Annotated in this window: 12 protein-coding genes; 1 reads left to right on the forward strand and 11 read right to left on the reverse strand. The window is 34.1% G+C overall.

The genetic code is table 11. From position 1 onward, the window contains the following. Positions 1–122 precede the first annotated feature (122 nt). The 11 genes from QE431_RS00330 to QE431_RS00380 form a co-directional block, all read right to left on the reverse strand. Complete coding sequence (locus tag QE431_RS00330; protein WP_134138956.1) at positions 123–2303, reverse strand: glycoside hydrolase family 97 protein; 2181 nt, start codon at positions 2301–2303, stop codon at positions 123–125. Positions 2304–2350: 47 nt separating this feature from the next. Further along, positions 2351–3733 carry an alpha-amylase family glycosyl hydrolase gene (locus tag QE431_RS00335; RefSeq protein WP_307291506.1) on the reverse strand — a complete coding sequence of 461 codons (1383 nt, stop codon included), beginning with the start codon at positions 3731–3733 and terminating at the stop codon, positions 2351–2353. Positions 3734–3828: 95 nt separating this feature from the next. Continuing rightward, a complete protein-coding gene (locus QE431_RS00340; RefSeq protein ID WP_057115657.1) occupies positions 3829–4911 on the reverse strand; it encodes a SusE domain-containing protein in 1083 nt (360 codons plus the stop codon). 14 nt (positions 4912–4925) lie between these two features. Beyond that, positions 4926–6434 (reverse strand): RagB/SusD family nutrient uptake outer membrane protein, encoded by a 1509-nt coding sequence (locus QE431_RS00345; protein ID WP_307291508.1) that lies wholly within the window; start codon positions 6432–6434, stop codon positions 4926–4928. An 8-nt stretch (positions 6435–6442) separates the two neighbouring features. Next, positions 6443–9655 carry a TonB-dependent receptor gene (locus QE431_RS00350; RefSeq protein ID WP_307291509.1) on the reverse strand — a complete coding sequence of 1071 codons (3213 nt, stop codon included), beginning with the start codon at positions 9653–9655 and terminating at the stop codon, positions 6443–6445. Positions 9656–9845: 190 nt separating this feature from the next. Continuing rightward, on the reverse strand, positions 9846–11024 hold the full coding sequence (locus QE431_RS00355) for a FecR family protein (protein WP_307291510.1): 1179 nt from the start codon (positions 11022–11024) through the stop codon (positions 9846–9848). Between the two features lie 497 nt (positions 11025–11521). Beyond that, the gene (locus QE431_RS00360) at positions 11522–12085 is read right to left on the reverse strand and encodes an RNA polymerase sigma factor (RefSeq protein WP_281867135.1); all 564 of its coding nucleotides are present in this window, start codon (positions 12083–12085) and stop codon (positions 11522–11524) included. Positions 12086–12472: 387 nt separating this feature from the next. Continuing rightward, positions 12473–13129 (reverse strand): hypothetical protein, encoded by a 657-nt coding sequence (locus tag QE431_RS00365; RefSeq protein WP_008466087.1) that lies wholly within the window; start codon positions 13127–13129, stop codon positions 12473–12475. Between the two features lie 118 nt (positions 13130–13247). Further along, the gene (locus QE431_RS00370; RefSeq protein ID WP_281867136.1) at positions 13248–13619 is read right to left on the reverse strand and encodes a YraN family protein; all 372 of its coding nucleotides are present in this window, start codon (positions 13617–13619) and stop codon (positions 13248–13250) included. Positions 13620–13764: 145 nt separating this feature from the next. After that, complete coding sequence (locus tag QE431_RS00375; protein ID WP_307291532.1) at positions 13765–14664, reverse strand: LD-carboxypeptidase; 900 nt, start codon at positions 14662–14664, stop codon at positions 13765–13767. A 147-nt stretch (positions 14665–14811) separates the two neighbouring features. Then, positions 14812–15900, reverse strand: a complete 1089-nt coding sequence (locus QE431_RS00380; RefSeq protein WP_307291535.1) for a serine hydrolase — start codon at positions 15898–15900, stop codon at positions 14812–14814. 136 nt (positions 15901–16036) lie between these two features. Here QE431_RS00380 and QE431_RS00385 point away from each other — a divergent pair, with 136 nt between their 5' ends. Beyond that, positions 16037–17134: an endonuclease/exonuclease/phosphatase family protein gene (locus tag QE431_RS00385; protein WP_307291536.1), complete on the forward strand. Its 1098-nt coding sequence runs from the start codon at positions 16037–16039 to the stop codon at positions 17132–17134. Positions 17135–17182 lie beyond the last annotated feature (48 nt).

Below are 17182 nucleotides of genomic sequence, written 5' to 3' on the forward strand. Positions count from 1 at the left end.
TCATTAATGAGCATAAGTTTCTGCCACGAATTTCACGAGTTAGCACAAATTTAATCTGCAGCTAATTCTCGTGTCAATTCGTGAAATTTGTGGCAAAAAACTTAGAACCTTAGTTTCTTAAATTATAACTTTTTCAATCCTTTTAATTCTGTAGAATTTCCTTCTTTGATGCTAATAGCTGTACCTCCGCCTGGAGCTAAATATTGCTTCAGTTTGCTTTTTGAGTTTACGATAACTTTAGTAACGGTATATTTCTGAGGATTTACATTCCAGTTGGCTTCTTTGGCATCAGCATAAATTGTGGCGATGAAATTTTTTCCAGCGGGTAAATAGTCAAATGAAATGCTGGCAGTTCTTGCATTTTCATCTGTAATACCACCAATAAACCACTCGTTTTTGCCTTTTGCTTTACGTGCAATTGTAATGTAATCTCCAGGTTCAGCTTCTAGAATATAACTATTGTCCCAATCTACAGCAACATCCTTGATGAACTGAAAAGCATCTGGAAAACGCTCATAATTCCCCGGAATATCTGCTGCCATTTGCAACGGACTGTACATAGTTACATAGTATGCCAATTGTTTTACCAAAGTGGTATTAACACGCTGTGAACTTCCTGTTCCGTAATAAGAAAGATCGGTTTGAAAAATCCCAGGTGTATAATCCATTGGACCTCCCATTAATCTTGTAAATGGTAAAATCGTAGTATGATCAGGTGCTAAACCTCCCATAGATTCAAACTCCGTTCCGCGAGCAGATTCTTGAGCAATCCAGTTTGGAAAAGTTCGGTGTAAACCTGTTGGACGAACGGCTTCGTGACTGTCAATCATAATTTTATAATCAGCAGCACGTTTGGCTACATTGATGTAATGATTGACCATCCATTGTCCGTCATGGTGTTCGCCACGCGGAATAATTTTTCCAACATAACCGGTTTTTACAGCATCATAACCGTTGTCATTCATAAATTGAAAAGCACGATCTAAACGTCTTTCGTAATTGGTTGCTGATCCTGAAGTTTCGTGGTGCATGATAATTTTTACTCCTTTTGAAGCTGCATATTCATGAACTGCTTTTACATCAAAATCTGGATATGCCGTTACGTAATCAAAAACTTCTTCTTTCCAGTTGCCAATCCAGTCTTCCCAGCCAATGTTCCAGCCTTCGATAAGGATCGCATCAAAACCATTTTTAGAAGCAAAATCAATATATTCTTTGGCGCGTTCTGTTGTAGCACCGTGTTTTCCGTTTGGAGTAAGTTTCGTAAAATCATCTGTTAATTTCACATTGTTTTCTTTTCCAAAAGCCCACGTACTTTTTCCAGCTACGAAATATTCCCACCAAATTCCGATGTATTTTACGGGTTTAATCCACGAAACATCTTTATAACTTGTTGGTTCGTTCAAATTCAGAATTAATTTTGAAGCTAAAATATCTGTTGCTTTATCGCTTACTACAATAGTTCTCCAAGGCGATTGTGCATCTGTCTGCATATAACCTTTTGCGCCAACTGCATCTGGTGCTAAATGACTGATCATTTTGTTGTTTACTGCATCAACTTCAAGGTACATTGCCGGATAATTGATTAATCCAGCTTCGTGAATGTTGATGTACAAACCATCATCAGATTTCATCATTGACGGCGTTTGAACAGAAAGTTCTTTTATGGGCCACTGCGAATTGATTTCGATCGTCGCCTTTTTCATCAACGAAGGAATCTCTGAAATTTTTGAGGTTGTATACGCATATTCGTTGGTATCATAATCTCCTGGAATCCAGAAAATTTTATGATTTCCAGCCAAATTAAATTGAGAACGTTCTTCTTTTATTACAAAATAACTTAGATCATTTTGTTTCGGAAATTCATATCTAAATCCCAATCCGTCGTTAAATAAACGAAAACGGATGCGAATAAATCTATTGTTGTTTTTTGCCTGAGCTAAAGTGACAACCAATTCGTTGTAATGATTGCGAATTGTTTTTTCTTCGCCTAAAACTGGATTCCAATTTTCATCAACAGAAGATTGTGCTGTATTTGTAATGGTAAAACCATCCAAAAACGAAGGCAGGTTTTGCAGTTCTAAGCCCAAAGAACTTGGTTTTATAACTGCTTTTTGTTTATATGATAATTGGTAAGACGGAACACCGCCTTCTTTTAATTCAAATTTTAAAGAAAGATTTTTGTCTGGCGAAGTTATTTCTTGTGCGTGAATCCATATTGTGTGGACAAGTAGAAAAAATAAAAACGCTGTTTTTTTGCTCAAACAAATTTGAAGCAATGATTTTTGGGATTGAAAATTCATGTTATTAAGTTTTTTGCAAATTTAGGTTTTAAAGCTGCATAAGAATATTAATTTTTCAATACTAAATATTGAAAGGGTTGAAGTGTTATTTCAGAACCTACAGTTACGGCAGCTCCAGTAAAAGCGTCTTTCCAGTTTCCTTTTAAAGTATTTGGAATAAGATGTTTTACTGTTGAATTGGTTAAGTTAGAAAGTACAAAAACTTTTTCTGCATCTTTTTCCATCGTAAATGCACTTACGGCATCACTGCTATAACCTGTAAAAGTTCCTTTTTTAATGGCATTACTTGTATTTCTAAAGGCAATGATTTTTTTGTATTCTGCCAGCATTTCAGTATCAGCAGTACTCCAGTCGATTGGTGTTTTGGCAAAGTAATTTAATCTTTTATCGTAACCAATTTCCTGACCATTGTAAATCATTGGAACAGATTTTAAATAAGCAGCTACGACAAAAGTTGCAATTGATCCTTTTTTACCTCCAAAAAGTTCTAATGGAGTTCCGTCTGAAAGATTTACGTCATGGTTGCTTGTGTAACGAACAACTCTATTTTCTGAATTGTAATTATTTGCATATTCAGTTGCATTCGAATCCTGAATAGTTGTAGCAGGTTTGTTGTTTTTGAAAAGCTGTTCTAACGTTCTGAAGAAATTGAATCCAAACGTATAATCAAAACCTGATGCGAAATGATTTACTTTAGAACCTTCGGCAAGCATTAAAATGGTTTGATTTTTCTTGATTTTTCTCAATTTTAAAATAGCATCAGACCAGAAATTTTGAGGAACAAAATCAGCATAATCGCATCTGAAACCATCAATATTTGCGTTGTAAACCCAGTATGACATGGCGTCGATCATCGCATCTTTCATTTCAGTACTATTAAAATTTAATTGAGCTACATCATTGTAATTTGTTCCTGGCGGAATAATAATGTTTCCGCTTGCATCTTTTTGGTACCAGTCTGGATGTTGTGTAATCCAAGTATTATCCCAAGCAGTATGATTGGCAACCCAGTCTAAAACAACTGCCATGTTTTTTTTATGCGCTTCTTCGACTAAAGTCTGTAAATCTTGTAACGTTCCGAAATCTGGATTTACGGCTTTATAATCTTTTACCGCGTAAGGAGATCCTAATTCGCCTGAAGCTCTTTCTTTTCCAACAGGATAAATGGGCATTAAATAAATAACATTTGCTCCCAGTTCCTGAATTTGTGTTAATCTCTCCTGAACGCCTTTTAACGTTCCTGCCTGACTAAAGGCACGAATATTTACCTGATAGATTATAGCATCTTCTTTCTTTGGCATTTTTTCAAAAGGAGCTCCATATTGTGTATACGGAGATTCTGGTGTTTTTGTATCGTCGTCAGATGAACTGCACGAAACAAATGCCAATGTAAGCAGTAATGCGTACACGATTTTTATGTTAAATTTCATGATTTTACTTTTTATATTTTAAATGGTTGAGAAGTAACCTGCCTTTCGAAGTAAAAAGACAGGTAAACTCAAACCAAACTAAACTTAATTTTTATCTATTTTTTTGTGATTGTATAAGTTGCTGTTGGAGGATATCCAGTAGTTGCAGGATCAACATCATTTATTTTGAATGTGATTTCATACGTACCGCCTTCGCCAACATAATGAGCGCCTGGATCATCTAAATACACAATTCCATCTGTTGTATTCTTAGGTCCGTAATTGATTGTCCAGTTATTATTTAATCTGAATTTTACATTTCCTGGAACCAAAACTGCGGTTATTTTCCATGTTTTTGTCTGGTAATCATAATTCATTGGTGTACTGTTATCCCAGCCTCCAGAAGTTCCATCACCAACAATACCCCAAGAATAAGGTGTAGCTGTCCATTTTAAAGTATTTAGATTTACTTTAACCTGATACGAACCTTCGCCCGGAAGCGCAAAATCTTTCGTACTCATGTTTTGTAGGTCGCTGTTAGTAGCACCTGCACCATAGTACTGTTCCCAATTTCTTCCCTGATTTAATTTAAATACAGGGCCATAACCTGGTTGTACCGTAACATAACCTTGATAAACACCTTTTGCGATAGCCGTTAAAGCAAGAGCAGTGTCTACATTCCATTCTCCCTGATAGGCTCCAGGCATATAAATTTCGCCGAAAACAACACTTTTTTCATAAGGAGTAACAGTCAAAGTAACTGGATCTGAATAGACTTTGCGATCCATTGTTGCTTCTACGCGAACGACTAATTTTCCTTGAGTATCAATTGGAAGTCCTAAATCGACAGCAATTTTATTTAGATCCTGACCAATTAAAGTTTTGCTTAAAACATCGGTGCCAACTTCAATTCGTTTTGCTTTTAACCAAGCGTTAGAGCCGCTTGTATCTCCAACTAAATCAAATTGAAGGGCGTAAGTTACTGGAGCTTCAATAGGAAAAGAAACGGATGGCCAAGAAACTAGTAATGCCTGATCTTCTGCAGTGTCTTCTGTTAATACTATTGTATTGGATGAAACGCTGATTTCTGATGGAAAACTAACAGATTTTAATGTTGTTAATTCGGCGTCGCTTTCGCAGGATGAACCCAAGAAAAGCAAGCTGCCTAATATGAATATTTTATTGATATATTTTTTCATGATAGTCTTTGTTTTTAATAACCTGGGTTTTGTTTTAATCCACGATTGGCATCTAGAGCTGAGGTTGGAATTGGGAACAATTTTCTGAAAGCAGGAGATGCAGGTCTAAATTCATTTGCCAATAAAAATTTGTCAAAACGAATCATGTCTTGTCTTCTGTGTCCTTCCCAGTTTAGTTCGAATCCTCTTTCATTATAAATATCATCAAGAGTTGGGTCGTGATCTAAAGCATTTAACCCGGCACGCTGTCTGATTTGGTCTATGAAAGGTTTTGCAGCGCTTGGATTTCCTAAGCGTGCATTACATTCAGCCATCATTAAAATAACATCTGCATATCTGAAAATAGGGAAGTCGTTAGAAGCTCCTCCGCCCGTTCTTGGCGCTACAGGATAAAATTTCACGTTTCTAACTCCGGCTTGCGGATCTGCTCCTGGATTGTCTAATGAAGCAACATCAAGTGTGTAATTGAAACCGCCTGGCTGTTCTCCAAATAAAAACTGTTTTCTGCGAATATCATTTACATCGTACTTTAAGAAAAATTCTTTAGGAACAATTGTACCGTTCCATCCGCTGAAACCAAATAGAGCTTGTGCGTGCGGACCATATAAACTGCGAACCGCATAAACGTTACGAGATACAACATCTAAGGTTGCGTAAATTGGTAAAATGGTTTCATCTTCAGGAAGTACATCTCCAAATAATTCATAATATTTACTTCCTAAAGGATTTGTAACATCTGCCGCTCCTGAGTGAAGTGAAAATCCGCCTTCAGCAACTTTGTTACAAGCGGCTAAACATTCGCTCCATTTTGGAGTTCCTGTGTATACTTGAGCGTTCAGATATACTTTTGCCAGTAAAGTATAACCCGCCCATTTATTGAATCTTCCATAATAATTGCCGCCTCTTGTTCCAGAAAGCAGTTCTACATTTTCGGTTAATTCTTTTACGATAAAATCATAAACTTCTTTACGGCTTGACTGCGGAATTTTATCAACAGTAATATTATTATCAGTAAAGAAGGGAACATCGCCATAGTCATCAATTAATAAATAGTAAAAGAAAGCTCTCAATGTTTTAGCTTCAGCAATTTTAGAAGCTTCGGCATTTGATTTTTCTAATAAACTAACCGCTAAATTGGCATTGAAAATAGATTTATAAAGCCAGTTCCAAGTATTGTTGATAATGAAATCTGTTGGCAGCCATTCGTGTTTGTGCAGACGGGCGAAATCCTGCTGCCAGTCACCTGTATTTCTGTGTGGAATAACCTGCTCATCAGAAGACATACAGTTCATATCATACCATCCGTTGTCTGCACCTGCATAACCAACGCCAGAGGCATTATCTCTTACGAAATCACCAGGAACTTGGGCGTAAACGCTTGCAAGCGCTATATCAGCCCCTTCTGGAGTTCCGTAAAAATCTTCTGCAGGGTATTTATCGTACACATTTTCGTCTATATCTGTACAACTAAAAAGTGTCAGGAAACACAAGCTTCCTGTTATCAATATATTTTTAATTTTCATGTCTTTTACTATTTAAATTTTACAGTCAAACCAAACGCCACGCTTCTGGTACGAGGATAAATTCCTCTATCGCCTCCAAAGTTATCTTCAGGTCTGCCACTTCCGCTTACGTTCAATTCTGGATCAATACCTGAATAATCCGTGATCAGGAATAAGTTGTTTCCTGTAAGTGAAAGTCTAATAGTATCAATGTATTTATCTGTGAAACGGAAAGTATATCCCGCTGTAAGATTTTCTAAACGAATGAAAGAACCATCTTCTAACCATAAATCTGAACCATAAGGAGAAGTATAAATTCCTTGATCTACGGCACTTGCCAAGACATTCGATTTACCAATGTTTTCTAATCTGCTTAAGTTAGAACGTAATCCGTTATAGATTTTATTTCCTCCAGAACCTCTTAATAAAAGAGAAGCGTCAAAGTTTTTATATCTGTAAGATGGATTAAATGCAAAAGTATAAGTTGGTAAAGCAGAACCAGCGTAGTAACGATCCGGACTTTTTACACCTTGATCAATTATACCATTTCCGTCGCGGTCTAAAACAGTTTCAACATTGTTTTCGTTTTTGCCGGTATGTTCTAGAATATAAAATGCTCCAATTGGTTTTCCTTTTACTAGATAAGAGTTTGCGGCTCCCCAACCCACATAATCAGTGTTTAAAGGAACGCCATTAATGCTTCCATCTAAATTTAGGACTTCATTTTTCATAAATGAAGCGTTTCCTGCCAAAGTCAGTGTGCTGTTTTGTGTTTTAATAACGTCGTAAGCAAGAGAAACCTCAATACCTTTGTTTGAAATACTTCCCACGTTTGCCTTAATAGTAGGATAAGGATAAGGAGGTTGAGGTACTGTATAATCAAATAATAAATTTTCTGTTTTAGAATCATAGACATCGACAGTTCCCCTTAATCTGTTATTTAAGAGTGCGAAATCAAGACCTAAATTGGTTTGTTTTTTGGTTTCCCACTTCAAATCGGCATTTGCATTTTGGGTGATTATGTAGTTTGTAATTGGCGAACCTCCAAAATAAGTCGTTCCGCTGCTGCCTACTAATGAAATTGAGTTTTGCGGATAAAGTCCTTGCTGGTTACCCGTTTCTCCATATCCTACTCGAAGTTTTAATTCGTCAAACAAACGTTGGTTACGCATAAATGGTTCTTTTTCAATTTGCCATGCAACAGATGCAGAAGGGAAATTTCCCCATTTATTATTAACACCAAACACTGAAGAACCATCACGACGGATACTGGCTGTAACTAAATATCGATCTAATAACGAATAGTTTACTCTCGCCAAAAATGAAGCTAAAGTTCTGTCGTTTTTATAGGTTTCAATATCGCCAGGACGAATTTTTGTCAAATCTCCTAGCTGAAGTGCATTATAAGTGGCTTTATCATTAATAAAACCTCTTACTTGGGCAAAACTTCCCTGATACATCTGATTTTGCCATTCGTATAAACCTAATACGTTTATATTGTGTACGCCAAATGTTCTCTTGTAATTCAAACTAAAGTTCGTAAGTTTCTCATTTTGTCTGCGGTTTCTAACATTTCCATAACCATTTTGATCAATGGCATAAGCACTTGTTGAAACTACAGGAAGATAATAACCTTCGGTTGTATTTGTTTTTCTCCAGCTTCCAAACCAGCTAGCCTTTAGACCTCTAGCCAAATCTAAATCAGCTTTTAAACTTGCAAATAAGTTGTCATTTTCTGCATTATTTGAAACAGATTGAGCCGTTGCATAAGGATTTAAATATTGAAATACATTAGGATCTGTAAAATAAGTTCCATCAGTATTGAAAACTGGATCTGTTGGTCTCACCAAATATGCGTTAGTAATTAAGTTTGAAGTATACGCTGCAGTTCCAATACTTTGAATAATGCTGGTTGTATTATTAATTCCCGTGTTTAAGTTAAAAGTTAAACTTAATTTATCATCAAGTGCCAGTTGAGTTGCTTGAATACGCCCAATGTATTTTTGATTACTTGAATTAATTACAACTCCATCTTGCAAAATCGCGGTTAAAGAAGCTCTATAATTAAATTTGTCCGTTCCTCCACCAAAAGAAAGTGTATGAGTTTGTGTTAAACCAGTTTGTGTCAAAAGGCCGTACCAATCTGTATTAGAACCATGATTTGCAGATGCAGGTACGCCAACACTTTGTGCAGCAGCCCACCACTCGTCAGCATTTAACATGTCTAATTTTTTTGGAATAAAATCTAAAGATGTAGAACCAGTATATTCCATAGTAGTTTTACCTGCTTTATTCTTTTTAGTGGTAATTATAAGTACACCAGGCGCACCGCGAGAACCATAAATGGCAGTTGCAGAAGCATCTTTTAGAATATCATAACTTTCAATTTCGCTAGGGGGAACTTGGCTCAGCAAATCCATATTTCCCTGAATTCCATCAACAACTACCAAAGGATCACTTCCGCCAATTAAAGAAGAAATTCCACGAATACGAACACTTGGACCAGAACCTGGCTCGCTTCCTAACTGTGTAATATTAACACCTGCAGCTTTTCCCGCAATTAATTGTAACGGATTTACAATCGCACCTTGATTCATATCTTTAGCACCAATAGACGAAACGGCACCAGTTACATCTCTTTTGGATGTTGTACCATAACCCACAACTACAATTTCTTGCAAATCAGTTGCATCTGGAAGAAGCTGAATATTGATAACGCTTTGGCTGGCAACTACTTTTTTCTCTTTATATCCAACAAAAGACACAATAATTACCGATTGGCTACTTTCAACCGTAAGCTTGTATTTTCCGTCAAAATCAGTTACCATTCCGTTTTTTGTTCCCTCTTCAATAACAGAAGCGCCTGGTAAAGGCAGGCCATTTTCATCGGTAATTATACCTGAAACGGTTTGCTTTTGAAATTCAATTACCTGTGTTTTAAGTTCTGGCTTCTTAAGTATAATTTGCGTATCACGAATTTTAAATTCGGTTGGAGTTCCTTTAAAAAGTTTGTCTAAAACCACATATATAGATTGATCTTTTACAGAAATTGAAACGGTTCGATCTAAGTCGATGTCGCTCAATTTGTAAATAAATCTAAAATCTGTTTTTTGTTCAATGGTCTCAATAACCTTTTCGATTGTTGAATTGTTTAATTCAAGGGTAACTTTTGTCTTTTGGGCATAAGTATTCCCTCTAATATTAAACATGGCGACCAAAATAAGTAGTGTAGTTAGTTTCAATTTTAGGTCATTTTGGAACAATGAGTATAGAAACCCATTATTCTTAGATTTTTTTTTCATAATTTTGTTAATTGATTGTAGTTAATTCGTTATATTCAATCACTTAGTAAATCGGAAATTGTTCGCAGCTCTTTCCGATTTTTTTATTCTAGTATGTTTTTTTCCTCATAAATTTTCATTGGTTTAGTGGTTATTTAATTAGTATTTGATTGTTTTTTATGGTGTAATTAATGCCATGAATTTCATTAAAATAACTCATTACATTTTCTATAGATTCTTCTTTAAAACTTGCATTAAATTTCTCGTTCGCCAGTTTTTCATTTTTATTAATGATTGTTACGTTATAGCGTCTTTCCAGTTTCGTAATAATGTTTTTGAAAGTCATGTTTCTAAAAGTCAATCCGCCCTCTATCCAAGAAGTATAAATTTCTGTTATAACGGGTTTTGTGAAAATTGAAGCGTTTTGTTTATTGAAACTTCCTTTGAATCCTGGTTTTAGAATAGTGTTTTTACTCGCATCAAAATCTTCATTAGAACGATACATTCCAACAGAACCTTCTACTAGGACAACATCGGTAAGAGCATCTTCAGGGTAATTAGAGACATTAAAGTGAGTTCCTAAAACGCGCACGTTTAGTTCGTCGGCATTTACAATAAAAGGATGTTTTTTGTCTTTTGCTACATCAAAAAATGCCTCACCGTCAAGATATACCTGACGATTTTGACCGGCAATAAATTTTACTGGATATCTCAAAGTTGTTCCAGAATTTAAATGTATCAAAGTTCCGTCTGATAATTCTAAACGGAATTTTTTACCAAATGGAATTTTAAGAGTATTGTAGGTTAACTTCTCAGAATCTGTTTCTTTTTCATAAACCAGTTTGTCTCCGTCTTGATTTCCAACAATATTTCCATTTTTATCATGAACCTGCACTTTTCCATTTTCTGAAATAATCTGAACACTTCCGTCTTCCATTTGCAAAACGATATCTGTGCTTTTAAAATCGAAAGGAACTTCAGCAACTTTATTAGAAAAAATTTGTTTGTAGGCAAAACCAATTCCAAGCAATACCAAAAGAGATGCAGCAATAGAAATATATATTCTACGATTTGATTTTTTAGAATGAAGTTCTATTACGTTTTCTTCTTCTTTTCCTGCAGCTAAAATATTGTTGAAGATAGAGTCTGCTTTTTCAGCCTTCATTTTTGGCATTTCGTTTAAGAGCTTTTGTACATCTTCAACTGTCGGGAAATCTTCTGTAAGTTTGTTATTACGGCAATAGGCAATTACTTGTTCTGTTTCTTCGGCAGTACATTGATTGAGAATAAACTTTTGTAAAAGCGTTTTTATTTCAGAATTTGAATTCATTAAGAATGTTTTTAGGTTCTGTGTTTATATAATACAGTTGAAGAGAAGGCGAGTACTACTCAAACGTTGTAAATTTTTAAATTTTAACATTTGAAACAGTTTTTAATTTTTTATGTAGTTGATTTTTAGTCTTTTGATTTTTTTTTTAAAATAATTAATGATTAACCAGTTTGTCATCTACAAGAATTTCCACAAAGAATAAAATTTATAGCCAAGCTTAGAAATGCTAAAGTTTGTTCAATTGCCTCCAGTTTTAACTGGAGGTCATAAAATGCTTCATGATACTAGGCTTTAGCCATAATAAATAGTTTGGCTAAAGCCTTTCGTACGGTTTCATTATAAACCTCCAGCTAAAGCAGGAGGCAATTGAATTTTAGCCACAGTTTTAAAATATTAAAAAGGGATTTTAATCAGTGGAAATCCTTTAATCTGTGGCTAAAAAAAGATCAAAAAAAATCACTCCGAAGAGTGATTTAATGGCATTATTGTGGTTTTGGTTAGATAATTTCATCGTGAAGTTGAAAAAAACCGCGCATCGATTCGAGCGCTTTACTCATTTGGTTCCGGACCGTGTTTATCGAGATTCCGAGTTCCTGACTTATTTCTTCATAGCTCATTCCTTTTTTCCGAGACATTTTAAAAATCTGCCGTCGTTTGGGTGGAAGCTGCTTTATGGCTTGTTTTCGGAGTTTTTTGCAATCGGCTTCGCGAACTGCATAGTCACCGTATTCATGTGTTTTCTGACTTTCGTAGAAAACGGCTTCTTTCAATATAATTTCATTCGCAGCTTTATTCAAAACATTAAAAGCCTGATTTCTTGCGATTGTAAAAATGTAAGATTTAAAAGACTGTTCAATATCTAAATTCTCACGGTTGAGCCAAACCTTTAAAAAAACATCCTGCACATTTTCCTCCGCTGCCTCTTTTGATTTTAGAAGACTGATGCTGTATCCATAAATATCTTGGTGGAATAAATCAAAAAGTTGGCGAAAAGCTTTTTCGTTCCCGTTTTTGAGTTCACTTACCAATAATTTTTCACTATGGTTGGCAGCTTCTAACAATTTAATTCGCTTTTATTTAATTCTAATGGTATTAAACTATCAAAATAAGAGGTCGGAGATCTGACTTCATGGCAAATATATAAAAATATTATTCGCAACAAATTATATATAAAAAAACTTAATTCTTATTTTCAAGTAGTTTTTTAAATAAAACAGGCAAAAAGTACTGGCAAGTCGCTTTCACGCAAGTAAGTGTCAGATTAACGCTTTTGTAAAATAAAATTTAATTTAGAATTTGACTTTTGAGAATATTCTTATTTGCGAAAAATGAAATTTAGTCGAAAATGATAATTTCATTTCAAAAAAAATCCTTTTATCTTTAAATAAAAAGACAAAAGGATTATGAGTAAGAGAATCAAAAATGATTCTTAAATATTATAAATTGGATTAGTTTTTCAAATCTTTAATTACTTTAAAAGCAACATCAACCTGATCTTCTCCAACTAAAATTGTAAATTCATTTGAAGTAGAAATTACCTCATTAATAATAATTCCTTCCCAAGCTAAACGCTGGAAAATGAAGTAATAAATACCAGGAACTACAATATTTTCTTTGGGTAATTTTACAGTAATTGAAGCTAAATTATCTAATTTTTGAATTAATTTTTCTCTCATAAAGTGTTTTTCAACTAAGTGATTTACACTGCTGCTGACAACGATATTGGTTTCGTTTACACCACGAGATGAGGTATAGAAAATATCAGATAACGCATTAATATCAGAAATTAAATCGGCTTGTTTGTTTAGAACAGTTTCAGAAGCTGCAAAAGTGTAATCTGTAAGTTCAGAACGAACCGTAATTTCACCTATGTTTTTAATTACTTTATTGATTTTGTGGTTTAGTTTAAAATCTAGTTCTTCCGTAAGTCGTTTTAAAGACATTACAACAGCGCCTTGTTTTACTTCTTTTCCAAACTCACTTTCTAATTCGGTCATAATATTTCGCGAAAGTGAAGTTAGGTTAATAATTCCGAGCGATAGGGCATTTAATAAAAATGGTTTTGTTTTAATGTAGTTTTCTACAATAGAAGAAACAGTTTTCATAATTCTTTTTTTTTTTTTTGTATTCGGTTGGTTGTTAATTTAACATTGCGATGTTATAAATCTTTGCAAATATAAATAAAAAAACAAATTGTTACAATTATAACAATAAAAAATTATGTTAAAAATGATAAAATGCGTCGGTAAGATGTTCAATTGCAAATGATTCGCCGTTTTTATGGATGGCAACGATGTCAAAACGGATTTCAATATCTTCACCAAAATCCTTTTCCCTATCGTTTATGTAGGCATTTACTGCTTTAATGAGTAATTGAATCTTTTTTGGCTTGACAAAATCCTGCGGCGATCCAAAATCTAAACTTGAGCGCGTCTTTACTTCGATAATTGCTAAAATGGAATCTTTTTGAGCAATTATATCTATTTCGGCTTTTTGAAAAACATAATTTCGCTCTATAATTTTATAACCATTTTCCTCGAGATGTGCAGCTGCGAGATCTTCTCCTAATTTTCCTAAATCATTATGTTCTGCCATGTTTTTTTTTGTTTCAAGTTTCAGGTTTCAGGTTATTTGCATGCAAAGACGCGAAGTCGCTAAGAGTATTTAACTTGGCGGCTTCGCGTCTTTGCGAGATGTTTTATGTGGTATTCTTGAGTTTCCTTAGTAGGATGCGGTGGTATTATTTTTTAAAAGTAACACTACTTCCAGAAGCAGTAACTTCCATAGAAACGGTATTTCCCATAATTAAAGCTCTGTTGTCTCTAATGTGACCGGCTGGGAAATTGAAAATTACTGGAATATTATATTTCTTTGTGACGTCGTCAATAATCTCTAATGCATTTTTCCCCCACGGAACTTCATTGTCTTTCATACTTGTCATGCCTCCAATGATTATTCCTTTTAGATTTTCGATACATCCGTTTCGCTTCAAGTTCATCATCATACGATCGATATGATAAAGATATTCATCTAGATCTTCGATAAATAAAATTTTATCCCTGCAGTCAATCGCAGACGGAGAACCTGATAAACTATATAAAATAGAAAGATTACCGCCAACTAATTCTCCGGTAGCACTTCCTAGACGATTCATTGGAGTTGGACTGATAGAATATGAAATTGGTTCGCCAAACAAGCTTGCTTTTAATGAACTCACCGCGTCTGGAGTTGCTCTAGGAACAGTTACGGGCATAATACCATGAATAGATTTATAGCCCATTGTATTTAAATGATTGTGCAAAACAGTAACGTCACTAAAACCAATAACCCATTTTGGATGTTGTTTGAATTTGGTAAAATCTAATAAATCTAACATCCTAACAGTTCCGTAGCCACCGCGAACACACCAAATAGCTTTAATATTCGGATTATCTAATTGTTTTTGAAAATCGGCTGCTCTCTGCTCATCCGTTCCTGCCAATTGATGATAGTCTAATCCGATTGTGCTTCCAACTACGGCTTCTAAGCCCCAGCTGTGGAGTAAATCTATAGTGGGTTTTAAATTGTCGTCGATATTTTTTCTGGCTGTCGCCAAAAGAGCTACAGTATCTCCTTTTTGTAAATAAGGTGGTGTTATCATGTTTTGTTGAGATTGACAAGTGAATGATTGAAAAGCAAAAGTAAGAAATGCGATTTTATAAAGAACAAAGTGTTTTTTGAGGTATTGTAAGCTTTTCATCTTCATATTTCTTTTTGCTTAAAATTATAAATTATTTTAATTCTAGTTCTAATTAAACGGTTGTACTCCATATTTTATTTCTAGTTCTTTTAAAATTAAAATTAATCCTTTATCAGCTTCTTCAGATTGAACATTCGCAAATAGAATAAAAGCTTTATCGATTGTTTTACAAATATACACTTTGGTTAAAAATGTTCCTGGATTTCCGTTATGAAATGAATACTGAATTTCATCATTTTTGTTAATTTCAGAATTCCATCCAAAAGAAAATTCAGGTAAGCCAAAATGCATATAATCAAACTCTTCTGCAGTAAAAAGTTTTGATTTTCCTTGTAAACCCTGAAGATGTATTTGAATGAACTTACAATAATCAGGTAAATTTACATTTATATTTCCTGCTGATGAAAGCCAGTTTAACTTGTAATTCAAGGCTGGTTTTTCGGGATTCATATTTTCGTCATGTCCCCAAGTTTGATTTTCATCTTTTAAATTTGGCTGGCCAAATTGAAAATCAATATTGAGATTTTTTCCTAATTCTGCTATTAAAGCTTCATAGCTTTTTCCAGTTGCTTTTTCGAGCATTAGTCCTGCGGCAACGTAACTCGGATTAGACCAATAAACATCTTGTTTTTCAGAAATAGTTTTATTTTGTTTAAAAAACCAAGAAATAAATTCATAACGTTGTTCTTGTGCATTTCCTTTAATTTCTTTTTGAGTTGGTCTTTTATTTCCATACGACCAAATAGGAAGATGCGCTCTTAATGTTATAAAATCTTTTAAAGTAAAGTTGTAAGTGGCTGGATTGCTTTTGGCTTTTAATTCTGGATACAAATCAAAAAAATTAGTTTCCCATTTTATTTTACCCTCTTTAACTAATGCTGCCGCTAAATAACTTGTAATGGTTTTGGTAAGAGAACCTAAGCGAAATCTATCTGATAAATCTGCTTTAAGATTGCTGTTGATTTTTTTATATCCTAAAACATTTATTTCTAAAACTGAATCAGAAGAAACTACGGCATAAGCAATTTCTGGAATATTATATTTTATCCTTACACTATCAATAAATTGATGGTTCTGTTGTGTATAACATAAACTGCTGCATAAAAACAAAATAAAGAATACCAGAATTTTTTTCATTTTAAAGAATACCAAATTGAATTAGCAAGTTACACGAGAATTTGAATATAAAAAAAGCAAATAAAAAAAATAATTTTTAGAAATTTCTTACAAATAATTTATTTTTCTAATTTGGACTTTTTAAATTATTCAACTTATGCGTCTTATTGTTTTCAATTTTTGTTTCCTATTTTTCTTTTGTAATATTTCAAATTCTCAATCCAAAAAATATAAAATACACACTATAGCATTTTACAATTTTGAGAATTTTTACGACACAATAGACGATGCATTTACAAATGATGATGAATGGACACCAAATGGAGCACAGCATTGGACAACAGAAAAGTATCAGCAAAAATTAAAAAATCTGGCGAGAGTTTTATCGGAAATTGGTACACCAGAAAATTCAAATGCTCCGATTATAATTGGAGGCTCTGAAATCGAAAATCGTGGTGTTTTAGAAGATTTAATTAAGGAGCCAAAACTACAGCAGTTCGATTTGGGAATTGTTCATTTCGATTCGCCAGATAAGCGAGGTATTGACGTTGCCTTACTTTATCAGAAAAAATATTTTCGGCCAGTTTCTTTTTCAAACATTCCTTTAATTATTTATAAAAAGAATATCGCAAAGAAAGAAGAACTCTCGGAAGATTTGGATGATGAAGTAGAAGTAAAAAAAGAAAACAATAATCGTGTTTTTACTAGAGACCAGCTTTTGGTTTCAGGTTTTTTAGAAGATGAAGAAATACATATTATAGTGAACCACTGGCCGTCACGCTCTGGCGGTGAAAAAGCTACTAGTTTATTTCGGGAAGCAGCAGGAAAATTAAACCGAAAAATTATCGATTCCTTACAGCGTATTAATCCGAGAGCAAAAGTTTTGACAATGGGAGATCTTAATGATGGACCATTGAATAATAGTGTAAAAACTGGTTTAGGAGCAAAAGGAAAAAAAGCTGATGTTCCAGAATTTGGCGTTTTTAATCCGTTTGAAGAAATGGTAAATAAAGGAATGGGAACAATTGCTTTTAGAGATTCTTGGAATATATTCGACCAGATTATCATGACGGAATCTTTTCTCAAAAATGATTTTTCAACATTTAATTTTTGGAAAGCGGGAATTTTTAAAGCACCGTATCTTATTCAGACTTCAGGACAATATAAAGGTTATCCGCTTCGAAATACATTGGCAGAAGCAGGTTTTAGTGATCATTTTCCAGTATATATTTATTTGATAAAAGAGGTTCAATAATTTTCAGTCGTAGTCGCAGTTTTCAGTCACAGTTTTAACTGAAAACCG

Source organism: Flavobacterium sp. SORGH_AS_0622 (assembly GCF_030818825.1).
Taxonomy (GTDB): domain Bacteria; phylum Bacteroidota; class Bacteroidia; order Flavobacteriales; family Flavobacteriaceae; genus Flavobacterium.